The sequence below is a fragment of the Pseudomonas sp. MWU13-2862 genome (genome assembly GCF_023242495.1).
GTDB classification, from domain to species: domain Bacteria; phylum Pseudomonadota; class Gammaproteobacteria; order Pseudomonadales; family Pseudomonadaceae; genus Aquipseudomonas; species Aquipseudomonas gingeri_D.
Genome location: NZ_JALMEZ010000020.1, coordinates 48,939 through 72,989 on the forward strand (window position 1 = coordinate 48,939; position 24,051 = coordinate 72,989).

General features: G+C 64.2%; 19 protein-coding genes. 14 read left to right on the plus strand and 5 right to left on the minus strand.

All coding sequences use genetic code 11. The features are described from left to right. Window positions 1-3: 3 nt before the first annotated feature. Window positions 4-1,071 (minus strand): DUF2333 family protein, encoded by a 1,068-nt coding sequence (locus M5C56_RS28570; protein WP_103497779.1) that lies wholly within the window; start codon window positions 1,069-1,071, stop codon window positions 4-6. 306 nt (window positions 1,072-1,377) lie between these two features. On the opposite strand from M5C56_RS28570, the gene M5C56_RS28575 reads away from it, so the two are divergent. From M5C56_RS28575 to M5C56_RS28635, 13 genes are all read left to right on the plus strand, one after another. Beyond that, window positions 1,378-3,039 (plus strand): PleD family two-component system response regulator, encoded by a 1,662-nt coding sequence (locus tag M5C56_RS28575; RefSeq protein ID WP_103497781.1) that lies wholly within the window; start codon window positions 1,378-1,380, stop codon window positions 3,037-3,039. Between the two features lie 55 nt (window positions 3,040-3,094). After that, window positions 3,095-5,056, plus strand: a complete 1,962-nt coding sequence (locus M5C56_RS28580) for a methyl-accepting chemotaxis protein (protein ID WP_103497782.1) — start codon at window positions 3,095-3,097, stop codon at window positions 5,054-5,056. 267 nt (window positions 5,057-5,323) lie between these two features. Continuing rightward, window positions 5,324-5,779, plus strand: coding sequence for a type II 3-dehydroquinate dehydratase (gene aroQ / locus M5C56_RS28585; RefSeq protein WP_103497785.1), 456 nt, complete (start codon window positions 5,324-5,326; stop codon window positions 5,777-5,779). Between the two features lie 24 nt (window positions 5,780-5,803). Further along, window positions 5,804-6,262 carry an acetyl-CoA carboxylase biotin carboxyl carrier protein gene (accB, locus tag M5C56_RS28590; protein ID WP_100944285.1) on the plus strand — a complete coding sequence of 153 codons (459 nt, stop codon included), beginning with the start codon at window positions 5,804-5,806 and terminating at the stop codon, window positions 6,260-6,262. Between the two features lie 17 nt (window positions 6,263-6,279). Further along, entirely contained in the window at window positions 6,280-7,638 is a 1,359-nt protein-coding gene (gene accC, locus M5C56_RS28595; protein ID WP_100944284.1) for an acetyl-CoA carboxylase biotin carboxylase subunit, read from the plus strand. 139 nt (window positions 7,639-7,777) lie between these two features. After that, complete coding sequence (gene prmA, locus M5C56_RS28600; protein WP_103497787.1) at window positions 7,778-8,656, plus strand: 50S ribosomal protein L11 methyltransferase; 879 nt, start codon at window positions 7,778-7,780, stop codon at window positions 8,654-8,656. A 30-nt stretch (window positions 8,657-8,686) separates the two neighbouring features. Then, on the plus strand, window positions 8,687-10,000 hold the full coding sequence (locus tag M5C56_RS28605) for a DUF3426 domain-containing protein (protein ID WP_103497789.1): 1,314 nt from the start codon (window positions 8,687-8,689) through the stop codon (window positions 9,998-10,000). Window positions 10,001-10,176: 176 nt separating this feature from the next. Then, window positions 10,177-11,190 (plus strand): tRNA dihydrouridine synthase DusB, encoded by a 1,014-nt coding sequence (gene dusB, locus M5C56_RS28610; RefSeq protein ID WP_103497791.1) that lies wholly within the window; start codon window positions 10,177-10,179, stop codon window positions 11,188-11,190. Continuing rightward, window positions 11,187-11,507: a DNA-binding transcriptional regulator Fis gene (fis, locus tag M5C56_RS28615; RefSeq protein ID WP_003186237.1), complete on the plus strand. Its 321-nt coding sequence runs from the start codon at window positions 11,187-11,189 to the stop codon at window positions 11,505-11,507. The genes dusB and fis overlap by 4 nt, the downstream gene beginning before the upstream one ends. An 81-nt stretch (window positions 11,508-11,588) precedes the next feature. Further along, a complete protein-coding gene (purH, locus tag M5C56_RS28620; RefSeq protein ID WP_103497792.1) occupies window positions 11,589-13,196 on the plus strand; it encodes a bifunctional phosphoribosylaminoimidazolecarboxamide formyltransferase/IMP cyclohydrolase in 1,608 nt (535 codons plus the stop codon). A 152-nt stretch (window positions 13,197-13,348) separates the two neighbouring features. Continuing rightward, window positions 13,349-14,644 carry a phosphoribosylamine--glycine ligase gene (gene purD / locus M5C56_RS28625; protein ID WP_103497794.1) on the plus strand — a complete coding sequence of 432 codons (1,296 nt, stop codon included), beginning with the start codon at window positions 13,349-13,351 and terminating at the stop codon, window positions 14,642-14,644. A 99-nt stretch (window positions 14,645-14,743) separates the two neighbouring features. Beyond that, on the plus strand, window positions 14,744-17,536 hold the full coding sequence (locus M5C56_RS28630; protein WP_103497795.1) for a hybrid sensor histidine kinase/response regulator: 2,793 nt from the start codon (window positions 14,744-14,746) through the stop codon (window positions 17,534-17,536). Between the two features lie 116 nt (window positions 17,537-17,652). After that, a complete protein-coding gene (locus tag M5C56_RS28635; protein WP_103497796.1) occupies window positions 17,653-18,252 on the plus strand; it encodes a MarC family protein in 600 nt (199 codons plus the stop codon). A 58-nt stretch (window positions 18,253-18,310) separates the two neighbouring features. On the opposite strand, the gene cobJ is transcribed toward M5C56_RS28635, so the two are convergent. The 4 genes from cobJ to cobG are packed head-to-tail and all read right to left on the minus strand — an operon-like array spanning window position 18,311 to window position 22,689. Further along, window positions 18,311-20,017, minus strand: a complete 1,707-nt coding sequence (cobJ, locus tag M5C56_RS28640; RefSeq protein WP_103497797.1) for a precorrin-3B C(17)-methyltransferase — start codon at window positions 20,015-20,017, stop codon at window positions 18,311-18,313. Then, complete coding sequence (locus M5C56_RS28645) at window positions 20,014-20,745, minus strand: precorrin-2 C(20)-methyltransferase (RefSeq protein WP_103497799.1); 732 nt, start codon at window positions 20,743-20,745, stop codon at window positions 20,014-20,016. Before M5C56_RS28645 ends, cobJ begins: the two co-directional genes overlap by 4 nt. Continuing rightward, complete coding sequence (locus M5C56_RS28650; RefSeq protein WP_100944274.1) at window positions 20,745-21,371, minus strand: precorrin-8X methylmutase; 627 nt, start codon at window positions 21,369-21,371, stop codon at window positions 20,745-20,747. The genes M5C56_RS28645 and M5C56_RS28650 overlap by 1 nt, the downstream gene beginning before the upstream one ends. Then, window positions 21,364-22,689: a precorrin-3B synthase gene (cobG, locus tag M5C56_RS28655; RefSeq protein ID WP_247263411.1), complete on the minus strand. Its 1,326-nt coding sequence runs from the start codon at window positions 22,687-22,689 to the stop codon at window positions 21,364-21,366. Before cobG ends, M5C56_RS28650 begins: the two co-directional genes overlap by 8 nt. A gap of 137 nt (window positions 22,690-22,826) precedes the next feature. On the opposite strand from cobG, the gene cbiE reads away from it, so the two are divergent. Further along, window positions 22,827-24,029: a precorrin-6y C5,15-methyltransferase (decarboxylating) subunit CbiE gene (gene cbiE, locus M5C56_RS28660; RefSeq protein WP_103497802.1), complete on the plus strand. Its 1,203-nt coding sequence runs from the start codon at window positions 22,827-22,829 to the stop codon at window positions 24,027-24,029. Window positions 24,030-24,051 lie beyond the last annotated feature (22 nt).

Here is a 24,051-nt window from a genome sequence, read left to right on the forward strand (position 1 = left end):
GGTTCAACCCTGGTTCAGCAGTTGACGCAAATCGATCACCGCCGCGTTGGCCCGGGAAATATAGTTGGCCATCACCAGCGAGTGGTTCGCCAGAATGCCAAAGCCGCTGCCATTGAGGATCATCGGGCTCCAGACCGGCTGCTGGGAGGCCTCCAGTTCACGAATGATCTGACGCACGCTGACCGTGGCGTTCTTCTTCGCCAACACGTCGGCGAAGTCGACTTCGATGGCCCGCAGCAGGTGCGACAGCGCCCAGGCCTGGCCACGGGCCTCATAGAACACGTCGTCGATCTGCAACCACGGGGTTTCGACGATTTCCTCGTCGACCTGCGGCACCTGCCCCGGGACCACGCTTTCGGTTTTCAGCGCGGTGTTGAGCTTGACCCGTCCGACACTGGCCGACAGGCGCTGGGACAGCGAACCGAGGCGGGTAGCCACATCACCGAGCCAGTTGTTCAGGTTGTCGGCGCGGGCATAGAACAGCGCGTTGCTCTGGTTCGGATCGGACAAACGGGCCTGATAGCGGCTCAGGGAGTTGATCCCTTCCTGATATTCCGATTCGCTGGACGGCAGCATCCAGCTCTTGTTGTCGAAGTTGAAACGCGGCTCGGCCTTCGCCAGGTCGGCATCTTCAGCCGATTGCGACTGGGAGCGGGCGAAGTCCTTGCGCAGGGCGCGGGTCAGATCGCGAACCTGGACCAGCACGCCGTATTCCCAGTGGGGAATATTGTCCAGCCAGATACCCGGCGGAAAGCGGTCGTTGGACAGGTAGCCACCGGGCTTGTGGAGCAAGGTGCCGGCCACGGTCTTGAGGGTTTCCACCGTGGTGTAGCCCACCACCATCTTGCGGCCTTCCTTCTCGGCGGCCATCTGTGCGTTCTGCTGCACCGGAAACAGCGCCGGCTCCTGGCTCCAGTACCAGCCGATCAGGATCGTGGTCAGCAGGTACAAGCCCAGCAGGGTCGCCAGTGCTCGACTGAACAGCATCCCGCGAAAATAACCGCGGGTCGCCGACTTGGGTTCGGCGGCGCGCTCCGGCGCGCTGTCTTGGCGTTTTTTCCAGTCCAGCATGGCTCTATCCTTTTCCTGAATTCATCGGTTCGACCACAACCCTGCTCCATCGTGCCTTTCCTGTCATTGCGCAAGGTCAAGGGCACGGCAGCGTTGCCATCCGTGCGAGCACTATAAATCAAGCCCCGGCAGGACGCCTCCTCGATACGACCTCTCCGGTCTTGTTGTGGGATCCGAAACAGCGAAACTCATGGGTCACCAAATGAATCAGCTTAATTGACAGATGACACCGCCATTGACGAAAAGAGCTGCTAGCATAGAGCCATCAGTCGACCCCAGCCGTTCCCCTCACTAAGTAGTCAGGACATGACCGAGCCAGAAGACCCCAGCCGCGAGCGCCTCAAGCAGCACTTTGCCCAGCGGGTCATCCACCAGGCCCGGCAAATCCTTGAGATCTGGCAACGCCTGCAACGCAGCGAATGGTCGAGCATCGACATGTCCGAACTGAGCGAAGCCAACCTGCGCCTGCTGCGCTTCGCCGAACGCTTCGAACAACCCGAACATACCCAGTTGGCCCGCCATATCAGCGAATCCCTGGTCGCCGTCGAGGCCAACCGCGGACGTCTGAGCAGCGGCCTGATCAGCGAACTCAATCGTCTGATGCAGCGCCTGTCGCGCACCGGCCTGCGCCATGGCGACCAGCTCGAACAGACCTTCCTGCCGCCACTGCGCAAACCGGTCTACGTGATGCTGCAGGACCACGACCGCGGCGAGCGCCTGGCCAAGCAGCTGGAATTCTTCGGTCTCAGCGCCCAGTCGCTGGACAGTGTCGCGGCGTTCCGTTCGTCGATGGCCGAGCGCCTGCCTTCGGCCATTGTCATGGACGTCGACTTCAGCGGCGCCGGCATGGGCCTGCACCTGGCTGCCGAAGCGCAGCTGGGTCTGGAGCAGAAACTGCCGTTGCTGTTCTTCAGCCTCCACGAAACCGACACCCCGACCCGCCTGGCCGCCGTGCGCGCCGGCGGCCAGGAGTTCCTCACCGGGACCCTGGAAGCCTCCAGCCTGCTGGAGAAAATCGAGGTCCTCACCTGCGTCGCCCAATACGATCCGTACAAGGTGTTGATCATCGACGACTCGCGGGCCCAGGCGCTGCACACCGAACGCCTGCTCAACAGCGCCGGGATCGTCACCCGCACGCTGATCGATCCGATCCAGGCCATGGCCGAACTGGCGGACTTCCAGCCCGACCTGATCATCCTCGACATGTACATGCCGGCCTGCACCGGCACGGAACTGGCCAAGGTGATCCGCCACAACGACCGTTATGTCAGCGTGCCGATCATCTACCTGTCGGCCGAGGACGACCTGGACAAGCAGCTCGACGCCATGAGCGAGGGCGGCGACGACTTCCTGACCAAGCCGATCAAGCCGCGTCACCTGATCACCACCGTGCGCAACCGCGCCGCCCGCGCCCGCAACCTCAAGGCGCGGATGGTCCGTGACAGCCTCACCGGCCTGTACAACCACACCCATATCCTGCAACTGCTCGAAGACTGCAGCTTCCGCGCCCGCCGCGAATGCAAGCCGCTGAGCTTCGCAATGCTCGATATCGACCACTTCAAGCGGGTCAATGACAGCCACGGTCACCCCATGGGCGACCGGGTGATCAAGAGCCTGGCGCTGTTTCTCAAACAACGCCTGCGCAAGACCGACTTTATCGGCCGTTATGGTGGCGAAGAGTTCGCCATCGTCATGCCCGACACCGATATCGAGTCGGCCTATAAAGTGCTGGATGAAATTCGCCAGCGCTTCGCCGAAATCCACTACCCGGCGCAACCGCAGGATCTGTGGTGCACCTTCAGCGCCGGGGTGGTGGAACTGCAGGCCGACTCCGACAGCCTGATGATGGCCGGCCAGGCCGACGAAGCGCTCTACCGCGCCAAACATGCCGGCCGCAATCGCGTGCAAGCGGCAAGGCAAAGTGCCAGCTTTTCATCGGACTCCACCGACTCAGTCATGACCCTGTAACAAAACAGCAATAACTTCAGGTACTTACCACTTTTTGTCGTGGATAGAATCCTGAATGCGCCTGAAACTGCTGACCAACCTCAACACCCTGCTGCTCGTCGCCGTCTGCCTGGCGCTCGGAGCCACGCTCTGGTGGTCGCAACAGGCGCTGGAACGTCCCTACCAACTGATGGAGCGTTACCTCAGCCTGTCGCAACAGTTCCAGAACCAGGCGGCGCGCAATATCGAAGATTACCTGGGCAGCGGCGACGCCTTGCGCCTGAGCAGCGCGGGCCAGGCCATCGAGCAACTGGGAAAGCAGCTCGATGCCCTGCCAACGGACCTGACCGCGACCCTGCGCCCGAGCCTGGCCGCCCTGAACGACTTCAGCAAGACCGACCTGCTCGCCGCCGGCAAGCTGGCTGGCGACCCCCAGGCCCTGCTGCTCCAGGCCGAACGCGAGCTGGGCGGCAACCTCGATCAACTGAGCCAATACGCCACCCAGGCCAAGACGCCGGAAGCCGCCGCCTACCTGCCCCTGTTGCTGACCGCTTCATCGCACCTGGCCAAATTGAGCCTGGCGCGGGACAAGCTGGTCAGCAGCGGACGCAGCGAACTGGCCGCCGATGTCGAACGCGAACTGGCGAGCATCCGCGGCCAGGCCGAGCAGCTCGAAGCCCTGCCCTTGCTCGGCGTGACCGCCAGCAGTGAGTCCAGCACCGACGATTTCAGCGCCATGATGGGCCTGGAAAACACCGAAAAGGCCGTGGTCCAGGACACCGGCGTCGACCTCAAGCGCGAACTGCACAGCCTGCTGACCCGTTACCCGGCGGAATTGAACCGCACCCGCGAGCAGATCCAGAAACGCTCGGACCTGGCGGCGGCGACCCACCTCAAGATCAGCGCCGTACAGCAGGCGATTGCCGGGCTGGAGCCGGAAGTCCGCGCCCAGCATGGCAAGATCCAGGGCGACGTGCGGATGATGCAGGGCCTGATGATCGGTCTGATCCTGCTGATCGCCCTGTTGATCGACACCCTGCAACGCAAGCTGTCGCGGGTATTGACCAACCTCGCGCCGGCGCTCTCGACCTGGGCCGAAGGCGATTTCAGCCGGGATATCCAGTTGGGCAAGACCAACCGCGAACTGCACGATATCGAAGCCTCGTTGAACCGCCTGCGCGCCTACCTGGTGGATCTGGTGGGCACTATCCGGCAGAACGCCGAGGAAGTCGCCGGCAGCAGTCGCGCCCTCGCCGACCTCAGCGGCGGCCTGCACAGCGGCGCCGAGCGCCAGGCCGGCGATACCGCGCAGATCCGCGACGCCCTGGGCGAACTGGAAGCCACCATCCAGCAAGTCGCCGGCGACGCCAGCCAGGCCGCCGATGCCAGCCGCAGCGCTGGCAGCGCGGTCGAACATGGGCAAAAAGTCATCGGCCTGAGCCTCACCGGTTTGCACGCACTGGTGGGGGAAGTCCAGGGCAATGCGCAGATGATCGAGAAACTCGCCGAGGAGTCGGCGACCATCGGCGGCGTGCTCACGGTGATTCGCTCGATTGCCGACCAGACCAACCTGCTGGCCCTCAACGCCGCCATCGAAGCCGCTCGTGCCGGGGAAATGGGCCGTGGTTTCGCCGTGGTCGCCGAAGAGGTGCGCAGCCTGGCGCAACGCACGGCCGGGGCCACGGGCGAGATCCAGACCCTGATCGCCGGCCTGCAGAACGCCGCGCGGCAATCGGTGGAAGGCATGCGTGCCCAGGTCGAACATGCCGAGGCCACGGCCGGCCAGGCCCAGGCGGCGGACGGCGCACTGGACAAGATCGTCGGCGCGATCCAGACCATCGCCGAGACCGCGGTGCGCATCGCCGATGTCACCGCCCAGCAAAGCGGCGCCGTCAGCGAAATCCGCGATCACAGCGAACGTATTCACCAGTTGGGCGGCGACAACCTGCTGCGCATCGGCGAAGGCCGCAGCCAGGGCGAACACCTGCTGGTGCTGGGCGGACAGCTGCGTACCGCCGTGCAGGCCTTCCGCGTCTGACCGGGCGCCACACACACCGCCTCCCCCCTGTGCCCTCACCCGCGACAGCGGCAAAATCGCCACTGCGGGGGGCATCGGCGAAACCGCTGCGGCGAACTTCGTCGAACCTGTTGCCGCGACGAATGACCAGATCCGACAAATCAGTCATAAACTTCGCGCGAACATCGGACATCGTGCTGGCTATTGCAGGTAACTGGACAGTCGCCAAAGCTTTCCGGCATAGTCGGCCCGCACCGACAACTGCACGTGAATAACAAGGAACAACCGATGGCGACCCTACTGGTTCTGCACGGACCCAACCTGAACCTGCTCGGCACCCGCGAGCCGGGTGTCTACGGCGCGGTAACACTGGCCGAGATCAACCAGGACCTGGAACGCCGGGCCCGCGAGGCCGGGCACCATCTGCTGTACCTGCAAAGCAACGCCGAGTACGAACTGATCGACCGGATCCACGCGGCCCGTGGCGAAGGCGTGGACTTCATACTGATCAATCCAGCGGCTTTTACACACACAAGTGTCGCATTACGTGACGCGTTGCTGGCGGTGAGCATCCCATTCATCGAAGTGCATTTGTCGAACGTGCACAAACGCGAACCTTTCCGCCATCACTCCTACTTTTCAGATGTTGCTGTGGGAGTGATCTGCGGCCTTGGCGCCAGCGGTTACCGACTGGCCCTGGAGGCCGCCCTGGAACAGCTTGAATCACAGGCTAAACACCCCTGACCGACCCTTGGGAGTTGACGATTAATGGATATCCGTAAAGTTAAGAAACTGATCGAATTGCTGGAAGAATCCGGTATCGACGAGCTCGAGATCAAGGAAGGCGAAGAGTCCGTACGCATCAGCCGCCACAGCAAGACCCCGGCGCAGCAGTACTACGCTCCGGCACCGATGCCAGCACCGGTCGCCGCCGCTCCGGCTGCCGCCCCAGTGGCAGCGGCCCCGGTCGCTGCAGCCGCCCCGGCGCTGAACGGCACCGTAGCCCGTTCGCCGATGGTCGGTACCTTCTATCGCAAATCCTCGCCGGCCGCCCCGTCGTTTGTCGAAGTCGGCCAGAGCGTGAAGAAAGGCGACACCCTGTGCATCGTCGAAGCCATGAAGATGATGAACCACATCGAAGCTGAAACCAGCGGTGTGATCGAGTCCATCCTCGTCGAAGACGGCCAGCCGGTTGAGTACGACCAACCGCTGTTCACCATCGTTTGAAGCGCGGAGAGCCAACGATGTCGAATCCTGCGAAGTTGGAAAAAGTCCTGATCGCCAACCGCGGTGAAATTGCACTGCGGATCCTGCGCGCGTGCAAGGAGCTGGGGATCAAGACCGTCGCCGTCTACTCCAAGGCCGACAAGGAGCTGATGCACCTGGGCCTGGCGGACGAATCCGTGTGCATCGGCCCGGCGCCTGCCGCCCAGTCCTACCTGCACATCCCGGCCATCATCGCGGCCGCGGAAGTGACCGGTGCCACGGCGATCCACCCGGGCTACGGCTTCCTCGCGGAAAACGCCGACTTCGCCGAACAGGTCGAGAAATCCGGTTTCGCCTTCATCGGCCCGCAAGCCGACACCATTCGCCTGATGGGTGACAAGGTTTCGGCCAAGCACGCCATGATCAAGGCCGGCGTCCCCACCGTTCCCGGTTCCGACGGCCCGCTGCCGGAAGACGAGGAAGAAGCCCTGCGCATCGGCCGTGAAGTCGGCTACCCGGTGATCATCAAGGCCGCCGGTGGTGGTGGTGGTCGCGGCATGCGCGTGGTGCACAAGGAAGAAGACCTGATCTCCTCGGCCAAACTGACCCGCACCGAAGCCGGTGCAGCGTTCGGCAACCCGATGGTGTACCTGGAAAAATTCCTCACCAACCCGCGTCACGTGGAAGTCCAGGTACTGTCCGACGGCCAGGGCCACGCCATTCACCTGGGTGACCGCGACTGCTCGCTGCAGCGTCGCCACCAGAAGGTACTGGAAGAAGCTCCGGCCCCGGGCATCGATGAGAAATCCCGCCAGGAAGTCTTCGCCCGCTGCGTCAAGGCGTGCATCGACATCAACTACCGTGGCGCCGGCACCTTCGAGTTCCTCTACGAGAACGGCAACTTCTACTTCATCGAGATGAACACTCGCGTGCAAGTGGAACACCCGGTATCGGAAATGGTCACGGGCATCGACATCGTCAAGGAGATGCTCAGCATCGCCGCCGGCAACCCGCTGTCCTACACCCAGGACGACGTGGTGATCCGCGGTCACGCCCTGGAGTGCCGGATCAACGCCGAGGACCCGAAGAAGTTCATTCCGAGCCCGGGCACCGTCAAGCACTTCCACGCACCGGGCGGCAACGGCGTTCGCGTCGACTCGCACCTGTACAGTGGTTATGCGGTACCGCCGAACTATGACTCGTTGATCGGCAAGCTGATCACCTACGGCAAGGACCGTGACGAAGCCCTGGCGCGCATGCGCAACGCCCTGGACGAAATCGTGGTGGACGGGATCAAGACCAATATCCCGCTGCACCGCGACCTGGTTCGCGACGAAGGCTTCTGCAAGGGTGGTGTGAACATCCACTACCTGGAACACAAGCTCGCCAACCAGTGAGTGCGTGATCCCATAGACAAGGCCGCTTAATTGCGGCCTTGTTGTTTTTGAATACCGCCCAAGGCGCTGCTCAAGTAGACTTGCGCGTTTCTCGCAGCCCCCGCGGTTGCACACTCCATTTTTGCAAAGGTGCCCCGCCATGCCTTGGCTGCAAGTACGCCTGGCCATCAGCCCGGAACAAGCCGAAACCTACGAAGACGCCTTCCTCGAAGTCGGCGCCGTTTCGGTCACCTTCATGGATGCCGAAGATCAACCGATCTTCGAACCGGAACTCAACACCACCCCGCTGTGGTCCCACACCCACCTGCTGGCGCTGTTCGAAGGCGGCACCGAGGCGGCCAGCGTGCTCGCACACCTGGAACTGCTGACCGGCGCACCACTGCCCGAGCACCACAGCGAAGTGATCGAGGACCAGGACTGGGAACGCAGCTGGATGGACAACTTCGAGCCGATGCGCTTCGGCCGCCGCCTGTGGATCGTCCCGAGCTGGCACGCCGCGCCGGAACCGGAAGCGGTCAACCTGCTGCTCGACCCGGGCCTGGCCTTCGGCACCGGCACCCACCCGACCACCGCGCTGTGCCTGGAATGGCTCGACGGCCAGGACCTCAAGGACTGCAACGTCCTGGACTTCGGCTGCGGCTCGGGGATCCTGGCGATTGCCGCCCTGCTGCTGGGCGCCAAGGAAGCGGTCGGTACCGATATCGACGTCCAGGCCCTGGAAGCCTCCCGCGATAACGCCGGGCGCAACCATATCGACGAGGCGCTGTTCCCGCTGTACCTGCCGCAAGACCTGCCCCAGGTCCCGGCCGACGTGCTGGTGGCCAATATCCTCGCCGGCCCGCTGGTGTCCCTGGCACCGCAACTGTCCACCCTGGTCAAGCCCGGCGGTCGCCTGGCGCTCTCGGGGATCCTCGCCGAACAGGGCGCGCAAGTCGCTGCTGCTTATGCCCAGGACTTCGATCTCGACCCGATTGCCGATCGCGATGGCTGGGTGCGCATCAGTGGTCGTCGGCGCTAGAATGGGCGCCTGCATGAACCGGATCGCCGCATGACCGACAGCTTCGTCACCCAGTGCCCGCATTGCCAGACCAGTTTCCGCGTCAGCCACGCTCAATTGAGCGTGGCCCGTGGTGTGGTTCGTTGCGGCTCCTGCCTGCAGGTGTTCAACGCTGCGCGACAACTGCTCGAACAACGCGCAGCCCGGGAAGCGGCGAGCGCCGCCGGTGTTGCCGCGCCAGCGCCGAAGCCGGTGCCGGCGCCAGTACCACCCGCACCGCCGCCACCGCCTCCAGAACCGCCGCAACAGCCACGGGCCATCAGCCAGCGACAATGGTCGGCCGAAGAGCTGGACCTGGACAACCTCGACCTGGACGAAGAACTGGCGCGCCTGGAACAGCGGGAAATCCAGCCAACCAAGGCGTTCGGCCAGGACCGCGGCGGCAAGGGCGAGTCCCTCAGCGCCCGCCGCGACGGCCCGGACACGGAAGAAGAGCAATGGCCCGACAGCCTGTTCAGCGAACCGCCGGGCAAGCCTGTCGACGCCACCCTGGCCGACGAGGGCGAAACAGCCCCGGCCAAGGCACCGGAAAAGAAGCCAGAACAACCCAAGTCAGCGCGCACCGAGCCTTCGCTGTCCTTCGATCTCGCCGATCTGGACGACGAACCACCAGTCCCGCGCCTGCAGCTTGAGCACGATGAGCTGGAAGACGACACCTTCCATGCCCCACCGGCCCCTGAACCGGCCGACGATGCGCCCGCCGAAGAAGAACACAGGAAACCCAAGGCCAAGCGCGAGCGCAACGAGCCCGGCCTGCACGACGACGTGCTGCTGGACCTGGTCGACGACCCGATCCAGCTCGACTGGCAACGCCGCCGCTCGCCCTGGGGCCGGCGCCTGCTCTGGCTGCTGCTGGTGCTGCTGGCCGCCGGCGCCCTGGTCGGCCAATACGTCGGTTATCACTTCGACGAACTGGCGCGCCAGGACCAGTACCGCCCCTGGTTCCAGCAACTGTGCCCGGAAATCGGCTGCAAGGTGCCGTCAAAAGTCGATATCGCCCGAATCAAGAGCAGCAACCTGGTGGTCCGTAGCCACCCGGACTTCGCCGGCGCCCTAGTGGTGGATGCGATCATCTACAACCGCGCGCCGTTCTCCCAGCCCTTTCCGCTGCTGGAGCTGCGCTTCGCCGATCTCAACGGCCATCTGATCGCCAGCCGCCGCTTCAAACCCGCCGAGTACCTGAGCGGCGACCTGGCCGGCCAGGGTGAAATGCCACCACAGACACCGATCCATATCGCCCTGGACATCCTCGACCCGGGTGCCAAGGCCGTGAACTACAGCTTGAGCTTCCACTCGCCCGAGTAACCCGGCACTCATTGCCCGGCGGGGCGGCACTTTTCTGGCGGCAACCAAACCGCCAGCGATAAGCGAATAACTGTTCAGATTTTATCCAATTTTGCCTTTATCCAGTCATCGAGAGCGGGTATCATGCCAACCCTTTTTCGAACTCTCATGATCCGGCCCCACACCAGGGAAGTCCTATGTCGGCGGTACGCATCGGCCCATATACATTGCAGAACGGCTTGATTCTCGCCCCCATGGCGGGCGTCACCGACCAGCCCTTTCGTCAGTTGTGCCGACGCCTGGGCGCGGGTCTTGTAGTCTCGGAAATGGTCACCAGCGACATGAGCTTGTGGAACAGCCGCAAATCGCGTCTGCGCATGATCCACGAAGGCGATCCCGAGCCCCGCTCGGTACAGATCGCCGGTGGCGACGCACAGATGCTGGCGGAGGCGGCCCGGGCCAATGTCGAGCTGGGGGCACAGATTATCGATATCAACATGGGCTGCCCGGCCAAGAAGGTCTGCAACAAGGCCGCCGGCTCCGCGTTACTGAAAGACGAAGCACTGGTGAGCGAGATCCTCCACGCCGTGGTCGCGGCGGTGGACGTCCCGGTCACCCTGAAGATCCGCACCGGTTGGGACCGGGCGAACAAGAACGGCCTGACGGTGGCAAAAATTGCCGAACAGGCGGGAATCACGGCACTGGCGGTGCACGGGCGAACCCGTGCCGACCTGTATACCGGTGAAGCCGAGTACGACACCATTGCCGCGATCAAGCAGGCGGTGTCGATCCCGGTCTTCGCCAACGGCGACATCGATTCGGCCGAGAAAGCCCGGCACGTGCTGCACGCGACCGGTGCCGATGGCCTGTTGATCGGCCGGGCCGCCCAGGGGCGGCCATGGATTTTTCGTGAAATCGAGCATTTTCTGCGTACCGGCGAAACCCTCCCGGCACCGGAGCTGTTCGAGGTGGAACGTATTCTGCTAGAGCATCTGGCCGCGTTGCATGCCTTCTATGGGGAGGTGATGGGTGTACGTATCGCCCGCAAGCACGTCGGCTGGTATCTCGCAACCTTGCCGGGCGCCAAGGAGTTTCGCGCCCACTTCAATCGTGTGGAAGAAACGGAAGCACAGTGCGCCAACGTTCGTCAGTTTTTCGCCGAGCGTTACAAGAGCCTGGTAACAGGGGAAGGGAGAGGGGTGGCCGCATGACGATGATGACCGAGACTTTAGTGAGTGGAACAACGCCCGTGAGCGACAACGTCAATTTGAAACAGCACCTCAACACGCCGAGCGAAGAAGGCCAGACCCTTCGCGGGAGTGTCGAGAAGGCGCTGCACAATTATTTCGCCCACCTTGAGGGCGCGGCCGTCACGGACGTGTACAACCTGGTGCTCTCGGAAGTCGAAGCGCCCTTGCTCGAAAGCGTGATGAACTACGTCAAGGGCAACCAGACCAAGGCCAGCGAGCTGCTCGGGCTGAACCGCGGCACCCTGCGCAAGAAACTCAAACAGTACGATTTGCTGTAAGCATTCAATCAAACCAGAAAGGCGCCCGCGTAGAACCGGTCGCCTTTTTTGCTGACTCCTTTGCTTTTGATGGAAATTGAGATGACCGACCAGACCACCCGCCTGCCGATCCGCCGTGCCTTGATCAGTGTTTCCGACAAGACCGGGATCCTCGAATTCGCCAAGGAACTGGAAGCCCTGGGCGTGGAGATCCTCTCCACCGGCGGGACCTTCAAGCTGCTGCGGGACAACGGCGTAGCCGCAGTGGAAGTCGCGGATTACACCGGCTTCGCGGAAATGATGGACGGCCGGGTGAAAACCCTGCACCCGAAAATCCACGGCGGTATCCTCGGTCGTCGCGGCATCGACGACGCCATCATGAACGAGCACGGCATCAAGCCGATCGACCTGGTGGCCGTCAACCTCTACCCGTTCGAAGCCACCATCAACAAACCTGGCTGTGACCTGCCGACCGCCATCGAAAACATCGATATCGGCGGCCCGACCATGGTCCGCTCGGCGGCCAAGAACCACAAGGACGTGGCCATCGTGGTCAACGCCAGCGACTACTCCCAGGTCCTGGAAAGCCTCAAGGCCGGTGGCCTGACCTACGCCCAGCGTTTCGACCTGATGCTCAAGGCGTTCGAACACACCGCCGCCTACGACGGCATGATCGCCAACTACATGGGCACCGTGAACCAGGCCGCCGAGACCCTGAGCACAGAAGGCCGCAGCGAATTCCCGCGGACCTTCAACAGCCAGTTCATCAAGGCCCAGGAAATGCGCTACGGCGAGAACCCGCACCAGAGCGCGGCGTTCTACGTGGAAGCCAAGCCCGCCGAAGTCGGCATCGCCACCGCCACCCAGCTGCAAGGCAAGGAACTCTCCTACAACAACGTGGCCGATACCGATGCCGCGCTGGAGTGCGTGAAGAGCTTCGTCAAGCCGGCCTGCGTTATCGTCAAGCACGCCAACCCGTGCGGCGTGGCGGTCAGCCCGGACGCCGAAGGCGGTATTCGCCAGGCCTACGAACTGGCCTACGCCACCGACACTGAATCGGCCTTCGGCGGCATCATCGCCTTCAACCGCGAACTGGATGCCGAAACCGCCAAGGCCATCGTCGAGCGTCAGTTCGTCGAAGTGATCATCGCCCCCTCCGTGAGCGAAGAAGCCCGCGCCATCGTGGCCGCCAAGGTCAATGTGCGCCTGCTGGTCTGCGGCCAGTGGGACGCCAACCGCGCCCCGGCCTGGGACTACAAGCGCGTCAACGGTGGCCTGCTGGTGCAGAGCCGCGATATCGGCATGATCGGCAGCGACGATCTGAAAGTCGTGACCCAGCGCGCACCGACCGAGCAAGAGATCCACGACCTGATCTTCGCCTGGAAAGTCGCCAAGTACGTCAAGTCCAACGCTATCGTCTACGCCAAGAACCGCCAGACCATCGGTGTCGGCGCCGGCCAGATGAGCCGCGTCAACTCCGCTCGTATTGCTGCAATCAAGGCCGAGCATGCTGGCCTGCAGGTACAGGGCTCGGTCATGGCTTCGGACGCGTTCTTCCCGTTCCGCGACGGTCTCGACAATGCGGCCAAGGCCGGTGTCACCGCGGTGATCCAGCCGGGCGGCTCGATGCGTGACAATGAAGTGATTGCTGCCGCTGATGAAGCCGGTATCGCGATGGTGTTCACCGGCATGCGCCACTTCCGTCACTAAAGACAAGTGTGTAAACGCCGCTCACCTGTAGGAGCAGGGCTTGCCCGCGAAGCCTTTGGCGACCTCAAGGTCCCCTTCGCGAGCAAGCTCTGCTCCTACAGAACGGCGGCGTCGCAGTTCTCCCAGAATTCAGCGTCATCGAGGTTTTTGAAATGAATGTTTTGATCATCGGCAGCGGTGGCCGTGAACACGCCCTGGCCTGGAAAGTGGCGCAGGACCCGCGTGTCGAGAAAGTCTTCGTTGCCCCGGGCAACGCCGGCACCGCCATCGAGGCCAAGTGCGAGAACGTCGCCATCGACGTCCTGGCCCTTGAGCAGTTGGCGGACTTTGCCGAGAAAAACGTTTCCCTGACCATCGTCGGTCCGGAAGTGCCGCTGGTGGCCGGCGTGGTCGACCTGTTCCGTGCCCGTGGCCTGGACTGCTTCGGTCCGACCGCCGGTGCCGCCCAGCTCGAAGGTTCCAAGGCTTTCACCAAGGACTTCCTGGCGCGCCACAAGATCCCTACCGCCGACTACCAGAACTTCACCGAGATCGAGCCAGCCCTGGCCTATCTGCGTGAAAAAGGCGCACCGATCGTGATCAAGGCCGACGGCCTGGCCGCCGGCAAAGGCGTGATCGTCGCCATGACCCTGGGTGAAGCCGAAGATGCCGTACGCGACATGCTCGCCGGCAATGCTTTCGGTGAAGCCGGTTCGCGGGTGGTCATCGAGGAGTTCCTCGACGGCGAAGAAGCCAGCTTCATTGTCATGGTCGACGGCAAGAACGTCCTGCCCATGGCCACCAGCCAGGACCACAAGCGAGTCGGCGACGGCGACAGCGGCCCGAACACCGGCGGTATGGGCGCTTACTCGCCGGCGCCAGTGGTCACCGCCGAAGTGCACCAGCGGGTCATGGACCAGGTGATCTGGCCCACCGTGCGCGGCATGGCGGCCGAAGGCAACGTCTACACTGGCTTCCTGTATGCAGGGCTGATGATCGACCAGGCCGGCAACCCGAAAGTCATCGAGTTCAACTGCCGCTTCGGCGACCCGGAAACCCAACCGGTGATGCTGCGCCTGCAATCGAGCCTGATCCTGCTGATCGAAGCCGCACTGGCCCAGGCCCTGGACAAGATCGAAGCACAATGGGACCCGCGTCCGAGCCTGGGCATCGTCCTCGCGGCCGGCGGTTACCCTGGCGATTACGCCAAGGGCGCAGTGATCAACGGCCTGGATGCGGCCGCGGGCCTGGAAGGCAAAGTCTTTCACGCCGGTACCGCACTGAAGGACGGCCAGGTAGTAACCTCCGGCGGTCGGGTGCTCTGCGCCACCGCCCTGGGCAACAGCGTTGACGCCGCACAGCAGCAAGCTTACAAGCTCGCAGCTAAGATTGATTGGGACGGCTGCTTCTACCGTAGCGACATCGGCTATCGTGCAATTGCACGCGAACGCGCAGACTCAAAGGAATAAACTATCCGAAGGGATAGGCAAGGGCCGTCAGCCCTTGCCGAACTATTCCAGCCCTGCGCATAGTTATCACCGGGCATCAACCTACGAAGGGATTTCGCCGTGCGCTGGCTCAGGATCGCCATAGGTTTCACTGTCAGCTTGCTGACCCTGCTCTGCCTTGCTCCGGCCCAGGCCTCGCAAGGCATTGGCTGGGCGTCATTGCTTGACGACCAGGCCGACCTGCAATTGAGCGATATCCGCTCTTCACGCTTCACCAACCAATTCAGTCCGGTCGAGCTCGAACGCTTGACCGCCGCCCAGCCCGAGGGTGCCTTGTGGCTGCGCTTTCGCCTGCAACCGGGCAGTCATGAACAAGTCCTGCGGGTCTTCGCCCCCGACCTGGCGCGCCTCGACCTCTATACCCTCGACGGCGACAACCTGATCGCCCAGGTGCGCACCGGCAACGACCTGCCCCAGGCCGAACGCCCGCTGCCCAGCAGTGACTTCATGCTGCCACTGGTGCAAAGCACCCGGCCGCTGGATATCTATCTCCGGCTGGTCTCCAAGCACGAGCTTCGCCCGCACATCACCCTGGAGCCGGCTATCGCGGTCGCCGCCGACCAGAACCAATCACTGCTCTATGGCCTGCTGTTCGGCTGCCTGACGATGCTGATCCTGCACAACCTGATCCGCTTCGCCTATACCCGTTCGCGCAGCAGCCTGTGGCTGGCGGCCTGCGAAGGCTTCCTGCTGCTCAGCGCGCTGTTCCTGCTGAACCTGATCGGTCCCTGGATGCCTGACTGGCATGGCGCGCAGACCCCCGCCTCCTATGTGGCGCTGCTGCTGACCGCGCCCTGCGGGCTGATGTTCACCTACTCGTTCTTTTCCCAGCTGGGCCCGCACCCACTGAACAAGCTGCTGCTGGGCGATATCCTGATCATCAGCCTCGGCGGCCTGCTGCTGTTGTTCGTCGACACCCTGCCCCTGAACATCATGACCTACGGCCTGGTGGGCCTGGCGAGCCTGAGCATCCTGCTGGTGTCCGCCTATCACTGGCAGAAGGGCTACCGTCCGGCGCGGCTGTTCGTGGTGGCCATGGTGATCTTCAACATCGGCACGCTGGTGATCCTGCCCGCGCTGCTGGGGCTGACCCTGGTGGCACCGCAAGGCCTGATCATCGCGCTGCTGGTGTTTATCTGCATCAGCGGCCTGCTGATGAGCGTGGCCCTGGGCGAACGCCGTCGCAGCATCACCGAAGACCAATTCAGCCTCAGCCGCGACCTGGCCGCGAGCAACGCGGAAATCGCCGCCAAGGCCGAGTTCCTGGCGAAGATCAGCCACGAGATCCGTACGCCGATGAACGGCGTGCTGGGCATGACCGAACTGCTCCTCGGCACGCCGTTGTCGGTCAAGCAGCGCGACTACGTGCAGACCATCCACAGCGCCGGCAACGAGCTGCTGACCCTGATCAACGAGATCCTCGACATTTCCAAGCTGGAGTCCGGGCAGATCGAACTGGATGATGTGCAGTTCGACCTCAATGCCCTGATCGATGACTGCCTGAGTATTTTCCGGGCCCGGGCCGAGCAGCAGAATGTCGAGCTGATCAGCTTTATCCAACCGCAAGTGCCGCGGGTGATCAGCGGCGACCCGACGCGCCTGCGCCAGACCCTGCTCAGCCTGCTGGAACACGCCCTGAAGAAAACCGACGAGGGCGAGATCCTGATTGTCGTCGCCCTCGACGAACGCAGCGGCCAGCCGCGCCTGCGCATCGCGGTCCAGGACAGCGGCGTGCCGATGGGCGACGAAGAACGCGACGCCCTGCTCCACGCCGAACTGCAGAGCAAGAACTTCCTCGCCGCCACCCGCCTGGGGGGCAACCTCGGATTGGTGATCGCCCGCCAGCTGGTGCAACTGATGCAAGGCGAGTTCGGCATCAAGAGCGGCACCCACCAGGGCAGCACCCTGTGGCTGACCCTGCCGCTGGACCCGCTGCACCTGGAGAACCCGACCTCCGACCTCGACGGTCCGCTGCGCGGTGCGCGGGTCCTGGTGGTCGACGACAACGACACCTGCCGCAAGGTGCTGGTACAGCAATGCAGCGCCTGGGGCCTGAACGTCAGTGCCGTGCCGTCGGGCAAGGAGGCCCTGGCGCTGCTGCGGACCAAGGCCCACCTGCGCGACTACTTCGACGCGGTGCTGCTGGACCAGAACATGCCCGGCATGACCGGCATGCAGCTGGCGGCGAAGATCAAGGAAGACCCGAGCCTGAACCACGACATCCTGCTGATCATGCTCACCGGCATCAGCAACGCGCCGAGCAAGATCATCGCGCGCAATGCCGGGGTCAAGCGCATCCTCGCCAAGCCGGTGGCCGGCTACACCCTCAAGACCACCCTGGCCGACGAACTGGCCCAACGCGACAAAAGGCCAGGACACGGGCACGGGCCAGCACCGACGCCAACAGCAAGTCCCGAGCCGGTGGAACCGATCACCGTACCGAGCGACTTCCGTATCCTGGTGGCCGAGGACAACAGCATTTCCACCAAAGTGATACGCGGCATGCTCGGCAAGCTCAATCTCAAGCCCGACACCGCGAGCAACGGCGAAGAGGCCCTGCGGGCGATGAAAGCCCAGCGCTACGACCTGGTGCTGATGGACTGCGAGATGCCGATCCTCGACGGTTTTTCCGCCACCCAGCAGCTACGTGCCTGGGAAGTCGGCAACCAGCGGGTACGCACCCCGGTGGTGGCACTGACCGCGCACATTCTCACCGAGCACAAGGAGCGCGCGCGCCAGGCCGGGATGGACGGGCACATGGCCAAGCCGGTGGAACTGTCGCAGTTGCGTGAGCTGGTGGAGCACTGGGTGGCCGAACGTGCGCAGCAGCAGGCCCAGGTTCCGACGCCCTGACATCGGGACAGAAAACCGCCCCGTGAGAATCCGCCCGGCCCGTTCCCGGACAAAGCCGACAGCGTACGCAACCCCTGATAGACTGCCGTCGCCCTCCTCCGTTGCGAGCCCACACCATGCTCCACGTGTTATTCAGCGTTTACCTGAAGATGCTGGTGCTCTACAGCCCGTTCTTCGTTCTGTCCTGCTTTATCAGCCTGACCCGTGGTTACTCCAGCAGGGAGCGGCGACGCCTGGCCTGGAAGGTCGCGTTGGCGACGCTGGTGTCCAGTGTGCTGTTGTATCTGTTCGGAAGGGTGATCTTCAGCGTGTTCGGCATCACCGTGGATGCCTTCCGCATCGGCGCGGGCAGCGTGCTGTTTATTTCGGCGCTGGGCATGGCCCAGGGTAAATCGGCGGTGCAGACCGATAACCTGCAGCAGGACGTGACTATCGTCCCGCTGACCATCCCCCTGACCGTCGGCCCCGGCACCATCGGTGCCCTGCTGGTCATGGGGGTCAGCCAGCCGCACTGGGACGACAAGCTCTCGGCCATCGTCAGCATTGCGCTGGCGAGCCTGACCGTCGGCGTGGTGCTGTACCTGTCCCACCGGATCGAACGCATCCTCGGCGACCAGGGCCTGCAGATCGTCAGCCGCCTGATGGGGCTGTTCGTCTGCGCCCTGGCGGCGCAGATCATCTTTACCGGGGTGCGTGGGTATCTGGTGCCTTTATAGTCTTTTATAGACGATTATAGAGAATTATAGACGCCGTCCTTGTTGAGCCCGAAGCCCCTCAAGACCGTGGCTTTTCACCGTACCAGCGCGGGGTGTAGACCCATTCGCCACCCTCGGTACGGGGAAAGACACAGGTGGTGGACGAACCGATGATGACCATGGTGCGCATGTCCACCTGGTCCGGCGTCAACTCACCCAGGGTGGTCACCCGCAAGGTCTGTCCCGGCCGACCGATATCCCGTCCCAGTACCACCGGCGTCTGTGCCGTGCGGTGTCCGGCGACTATCTCCAGGGCCCGGCCCAACTGCCAGGGCCGCGAGCGCGAGATAGGGTTGTAGAAGGCCAGGGCCAGATCGGCCCGGGCCGCCAGGTCGAGGCGCTTCTCGATGATGCTCCAGGGCTTGAGGTTGTCCGAGAGCGACATTACACAGAAATCATGCCCCAGCGGCGCACCGGCCTGGGCCGCCGTCGCCAGCGAGGCGGAAACCCCCGGCAGGATTTCCAGATCGACGCTGTGCCAGCGCGGGTCAGTGGACTCATGCAGGGCTTCGAGCACCGCCGCCGCCATGGCGAACACGCCTGGATCACCGGATGACACCACCACCACCGAACGCCCCTCGGCCGCCAGTTCAAAGGCGTGTCGGGCACGCTGCATCTCTTCGCGGTTATCGGTGCAATGCAACACCTGATCCGCACGGAACGGACCGGCCATGCGCACGTAGGTTTCATAACCCAGCACGTCGTTGGCCTTGGCCAGTTCGGCCTTCACCGCCGGCACCATCAGTTCGGCGGCACCGGGACCGAGGCCGATCACCGCCAGCCGCCCGCGAGGACGACCGATGCGCTCAGGCTCCAGTGGCTGACTGGCGACCGCGATCGCCAAGCCCTCACCGACAGAGATCGGCGGCAGCAACTGCGGTATCGCCTGTTGCGCCATTTCAGCGACAGAACCGGTCGAGGCGACAAACCGCAACGGCACGCCCAACTCGACAGCCGCTTCTCGCAACGCGGGATTGGCCATCTCGCTGTCCGCCGCCAACAGGCAGGCCAGCGACTGCCGGGCGATGTTTGCGCCGTGCAAGGCATCGCGCACTGCTCTGGCCAGTTCCGGCACACGGGCCGCAACTGCCACCAGCACGCTACGCGGATAAATCAGCAACTCATTGGCCGCCGGCGCACGCTCGGCGCTGCCGACATGAATCGACAAGCGCGCCTGTCGATCTTCCGGCAAATGCGCCTGCGCAAGCCACGGCGCCGCACCTTCGATGCGCACGCTTTCACCGGCCAGCAGGTCCGAGACAAAACGCTTGCCCAGTTCCAGGTCGCCCAGGGCATAACCGCTCGGCGGGTTCAGCAGGCAGGTGCCGAAACGCAGCTCGCCGCTGGTGGTGATGGCCGCCGCGACACCGAGGCCGGCGGCCATTTCCCGGGCCATGACATTCACCCCGCCCAGTCCGCCCAGCAGCGGCACCACGGCGCTGCCGTCCTCGGCCACGGCCAGCACCGGCGGTTCGGCACCTTTCTCCAAGAGCACCGGGGCCAGCGTGCGGATCACGATACCGGCGGCGCACAGGGCAATGATCGGGGTGTCCTGCTGATAGAGCTGGCGCAGGGTCGCGCCAAACTCCTGATACAGCCGATCCGCACCGTCGACCCGCTCCGCCAGTCCGTAGACCAGCGCATCCGGATAAATCTGTTGCAGTCGTCGGGCCGTCGCCAGGCTGCCATTGCCGAGGATGACAATGGCCGGTTGCGCGCGGCTCATCCCTGCCACCGTTCGCCGGGCACGATGATCAGCGAGAAGTACGGCGAGGACATCGGCTCGACCTTATCGAGCGGGACGATTTTCTGGTTGGCCATGGTCGCGCGCTCCACATAGAGCGCCCGGTCGGCCAGGCCCAACTCTTCCAGCACCTGGCGAACCTTGGGGAAGTTGCGCCCCAGTTTCATGATCACCGCCGCATCGGCGTCGGCCAGGCGGCGCTTGAGTTCGTCGTGGGGCAGCACACCGGACAATACCGACAGGCTCTGGTTGCGGTACACCAGCGGCACGCCGAGCACCGAGGCGCCGCCGAGCATCGAGCACACGCCGGGAATCACTTCGGTCTCATAACGCTCGGCCAGGCGATCGTGCAAGTACATGTAGGAGCCGTAGAAGAACGGATCGCCTTCGCAGATCACCGCCACATCGCGACCGGCATCCAAGTGCGCGGCCACTTCCAGGCTGGCTCCGTCGTAGAAGTCGCTGATCACCTGCTCATAGGACAGGGGCGCGGGCAGTGCCTCGGTAGTCACCGGGTAGACCAGCGGCAGCAGGCCCTGGGCCTCCTGCAAGTGCGCCTCGATAATACCGAACGCGTTGCCTTTCTTGCCCTTGGCGACGAAGTACGCCACCACCGGCGACTCGCGCAGCAGGCGCAGGGCCTTGACCGTAATCAGTTCCGGGTCACCGGGGCCCACGCCGAGGCCGATCAGACGTCCAGGCTGCTGCATCATTCAATCTCCGTAGCGAGGGCATTCACGGCGGCGGCGGCCATGGCGCTGCCACCGAGCCGCCCCTGCATGATCACGAACGGGACGCCGCGGCTGTCGGCCGCGAGCATCGCCTTGGATTCGGCGGCACCGACAAAACCCACCGGGAAACCGAGGATCAACGCCGGTTTCGGCGCGCCGGCATCGAGCATTTCCAACAGGTAGAACAGCGCCGTCGGTGCATTGCCGATCACCACCACGCTGCCTTCCAGATGGGGCCGCCACAACTCCAGTGCCGCCGCCGAACGGGTATTGCCCAGCTCCTGGGCCAACTCGGGCACGCGCTCGTCACGCAGGGTGCAGATCACCGGGTTGTTGGCCGGCAGGCGCGCACGGGTCACGCCCTCGCTGACCATCCGCGCATCGCAGAGAATCGCCGCGCCGGCCGCCAGGGCCTCGCGCCCGGCCTTGCCGGCACCTGGGGAAAACTGCAGGCCGTCGATGGCATCGACCATGCCGCAGGCGTGGATCACCCGCACGGCGAGCTTTTCCAGATCCGCGGGAATCCGTGCCAGGTTGGCTTCCGCGCGAATGATCGCGAAGGAGTTGCGATAGATCTCCTGACCGTCGCGGATGTAATCAATCATCGGTGTTGCTCCGTGAGCGGGCTGCCAGCAGGGCGCCCGCCGCATCAATAGTAAGGTGGCGGGCGTGCAGCCGGCCGAAGCCCGGATGCGCGACATCGCGGAAATAAAGGTCGTAATGACCGGGCGCAACCGCCAGCAAAGTGGCGGGCGCGACATGGGCCGCCGCGCAGGATCGCGTGCAGCCGGAAAGGTGCACGCCCTGGGGCTGGTCTTGCAGGTGCAGCGCCAGGCGGCGGGCGTCGGCCTTGGTGTCGGCCAGGCCCTTGCCGCAACCGGCCGAGCCGGTGCAGGCGATCAGTTGCGCCAGGGCGTCGGCGGCGTCGCATAACAGGCCGAGGTGTTGCAGCCGGGTGGTAACGGCGAGCGCATCTTCGGCACGGATATTGGGCAGCAACAGGCTCTGCCAGGGCGTCAGGCGCAGGCTGCCATCGCCGAACTCATCGGTCAGTCGGGCCACGCCGTCGAGCATCGCAGCGTCGAGTCGGCCCAGGGGCGTCGCAGCCCCCACGTACACACGCCCCGGCTGGCGCTGTGGATAAGTGCCGATATGCAGCAGACCGGGAGAGGCTGGTCGGTGCCAGGACGGGACTGCCGCCGGTTCGTAGCCAAGGCGCAGGGTCAACCGAGCAAGAAACTCAGCGGGCACGACTTCAGCCAGCAGATGGCGCATGCGTGTCTGTTCGGGACGGGCCAGATCGAGGAACAGCTCCAGCACCGCCACCACCAGCGAATGCCCTTCGGCCAGGGGCACGGCGGCCAGGGGCAGGTCATCGGCCGGACAGCCGGCCAGGCCGAATGCCAGGTATGGCTGATCGTCCAGCAGCAACGCCGACAGCCACAGGTCATGGGAATGCTCCAGCATCGCCAGGGCTTCGCCGCCATCCAGTTGCAGCGCGAACTTGGCCGACAGCTCATGAAAGCGTGGATGAGTCTGCAAGCTCGCCAGGATCTGCTCGGCCAGGGGCCGGGTATCGATCAATAACTGACGGTCGATACCCGCGCCCGGACTGAGCATCAGGTTGCGTACATCATCGCCCGCGGGCGTGGTCGGTCCGAGGCCTGCGGCCAACAATTCGTCGATCAACGCTGCCTGTTGCTCGCCGATACCGCGAATCTGCAGGTTGGCCCGGTTGGTGGCCTCGATCACGCCACCGGCATAACGTGCGGCCGCCCGGGCCACGGCCTGGGCCTGGGCGCTGCCGATCACCCCGCCGGCCAGCTTGATCCGGCAGATACCGCCGTCCAGCGCCGGGACGATGCGCAACAACCCCGGACAGGCCGAGGGGCGAATAGCAGTGGCGGGCGGGCGTTGGTTCAAGGGGCAACCGGCAGTAAAGGAAAGGTATAGGCTGTTATCGAAGAGCATTTCGCCCTCGAAGGCACGGTATTATGCCTGCTTTGTCCGATGGCATGAAAAGCCTGCCCGTCGGAACCGCTGTGTTTTGAGGATTTTAGATGGTGCCTTGGCTGACAATCGTGGGAATCGGTGAAGACGGCTTCAGTGGCCTGGGTCAGCAGGCCCAGGCAGCTCTGTCGGCAGCTTCGCGGGTATTCGGCGGCCAACGGCAGCTTGACCTGCTGCCGGACTCCGTCCGCGCCGAGCGTCTGGACTGGCCGAGCCCGTTTTCCCTGGAGCCCGTGCTGGCCCTGCGCGGTGAGCCGACCTGCGTGCTGGCCAGTGGCGACCCGATGCTGTTCGGCGTCGGTGCCAGTCTGGCGCGGCGAGTGGCCGCCGAGGAAATGCAGGTGTTGTCCGCGCCGTCCTCCTGTTCACTGGCTGCTGCCCGACTGGGTTGGGCCTTGCAGGATGTGGTGACGCTCTCGGTGGTCGCCCGTCCGCTGGCGGCTCTCAATGCCCATCTGCACAGCGGTGTGCGTCTGCTGGTGCTGAGCAATGACGGCCTGAGTCCCGCCGCGATTGCCGCGCTGTTGCGCGAACGGGGTTTCGGTCCGAGCCGGATCAGCGTGCTGGAACACCTCGGTGGCCCGGCGGAACGGCGGATCGACGGACTGGCCGATGACTGGAGCGACCCACCGGTGGCTGACCTGAACCTGGTGGCCATCGAATGCCTGGCCGCTCCAGGCACGCCACGTCTGTCGCGTATCGGCGGGCTGCCGGACAGCGCCTTCGAGCATGATGGACAACTGACCAAACGCGATGTCCGCGCCATCACCCTGGCCCGCCTTGCCCCGGTGCCCGGTGAACTGTTGTGGGATGTCGGCGCGGGCAGCGGCTCCATCGGCATCGAATGGATGCGCGCGCACCCCAGTTGCCGGGCCATTGCCATCGAGGCCGATGCCGGGCGCCAACACTTGATCGAGCGTAACCGGGACAGCCTCGGTGTGCCGGGCCTGCAATTGATTCGCGGCAGTGCGCCCGAGGCCCTGGAAGGACTGGAGCCGCCGGATGCGATCTTTATCGGTGGCGGCGTTACCCGTCCCGGTGTGCTGGACAGTTGCTGGGCGCAGCTCAAGCCGGGAGGCCGGCTGGTGGCGAATGCCGTGACCCTGCAAAGTGAAATGCTGCTGATGAACTGGCGCCAGGTCCATGGCGGTGAACTGACCCGCATTCACATCGCCCAGGCCCAACCGCTGGGGGATTTCGACACCTGGCGCCAGGCCTTGCCGATCACCTTGCTCGAGGTGGTCAAGCCTTGACCCCCTCAGGCACTGTAGGAGC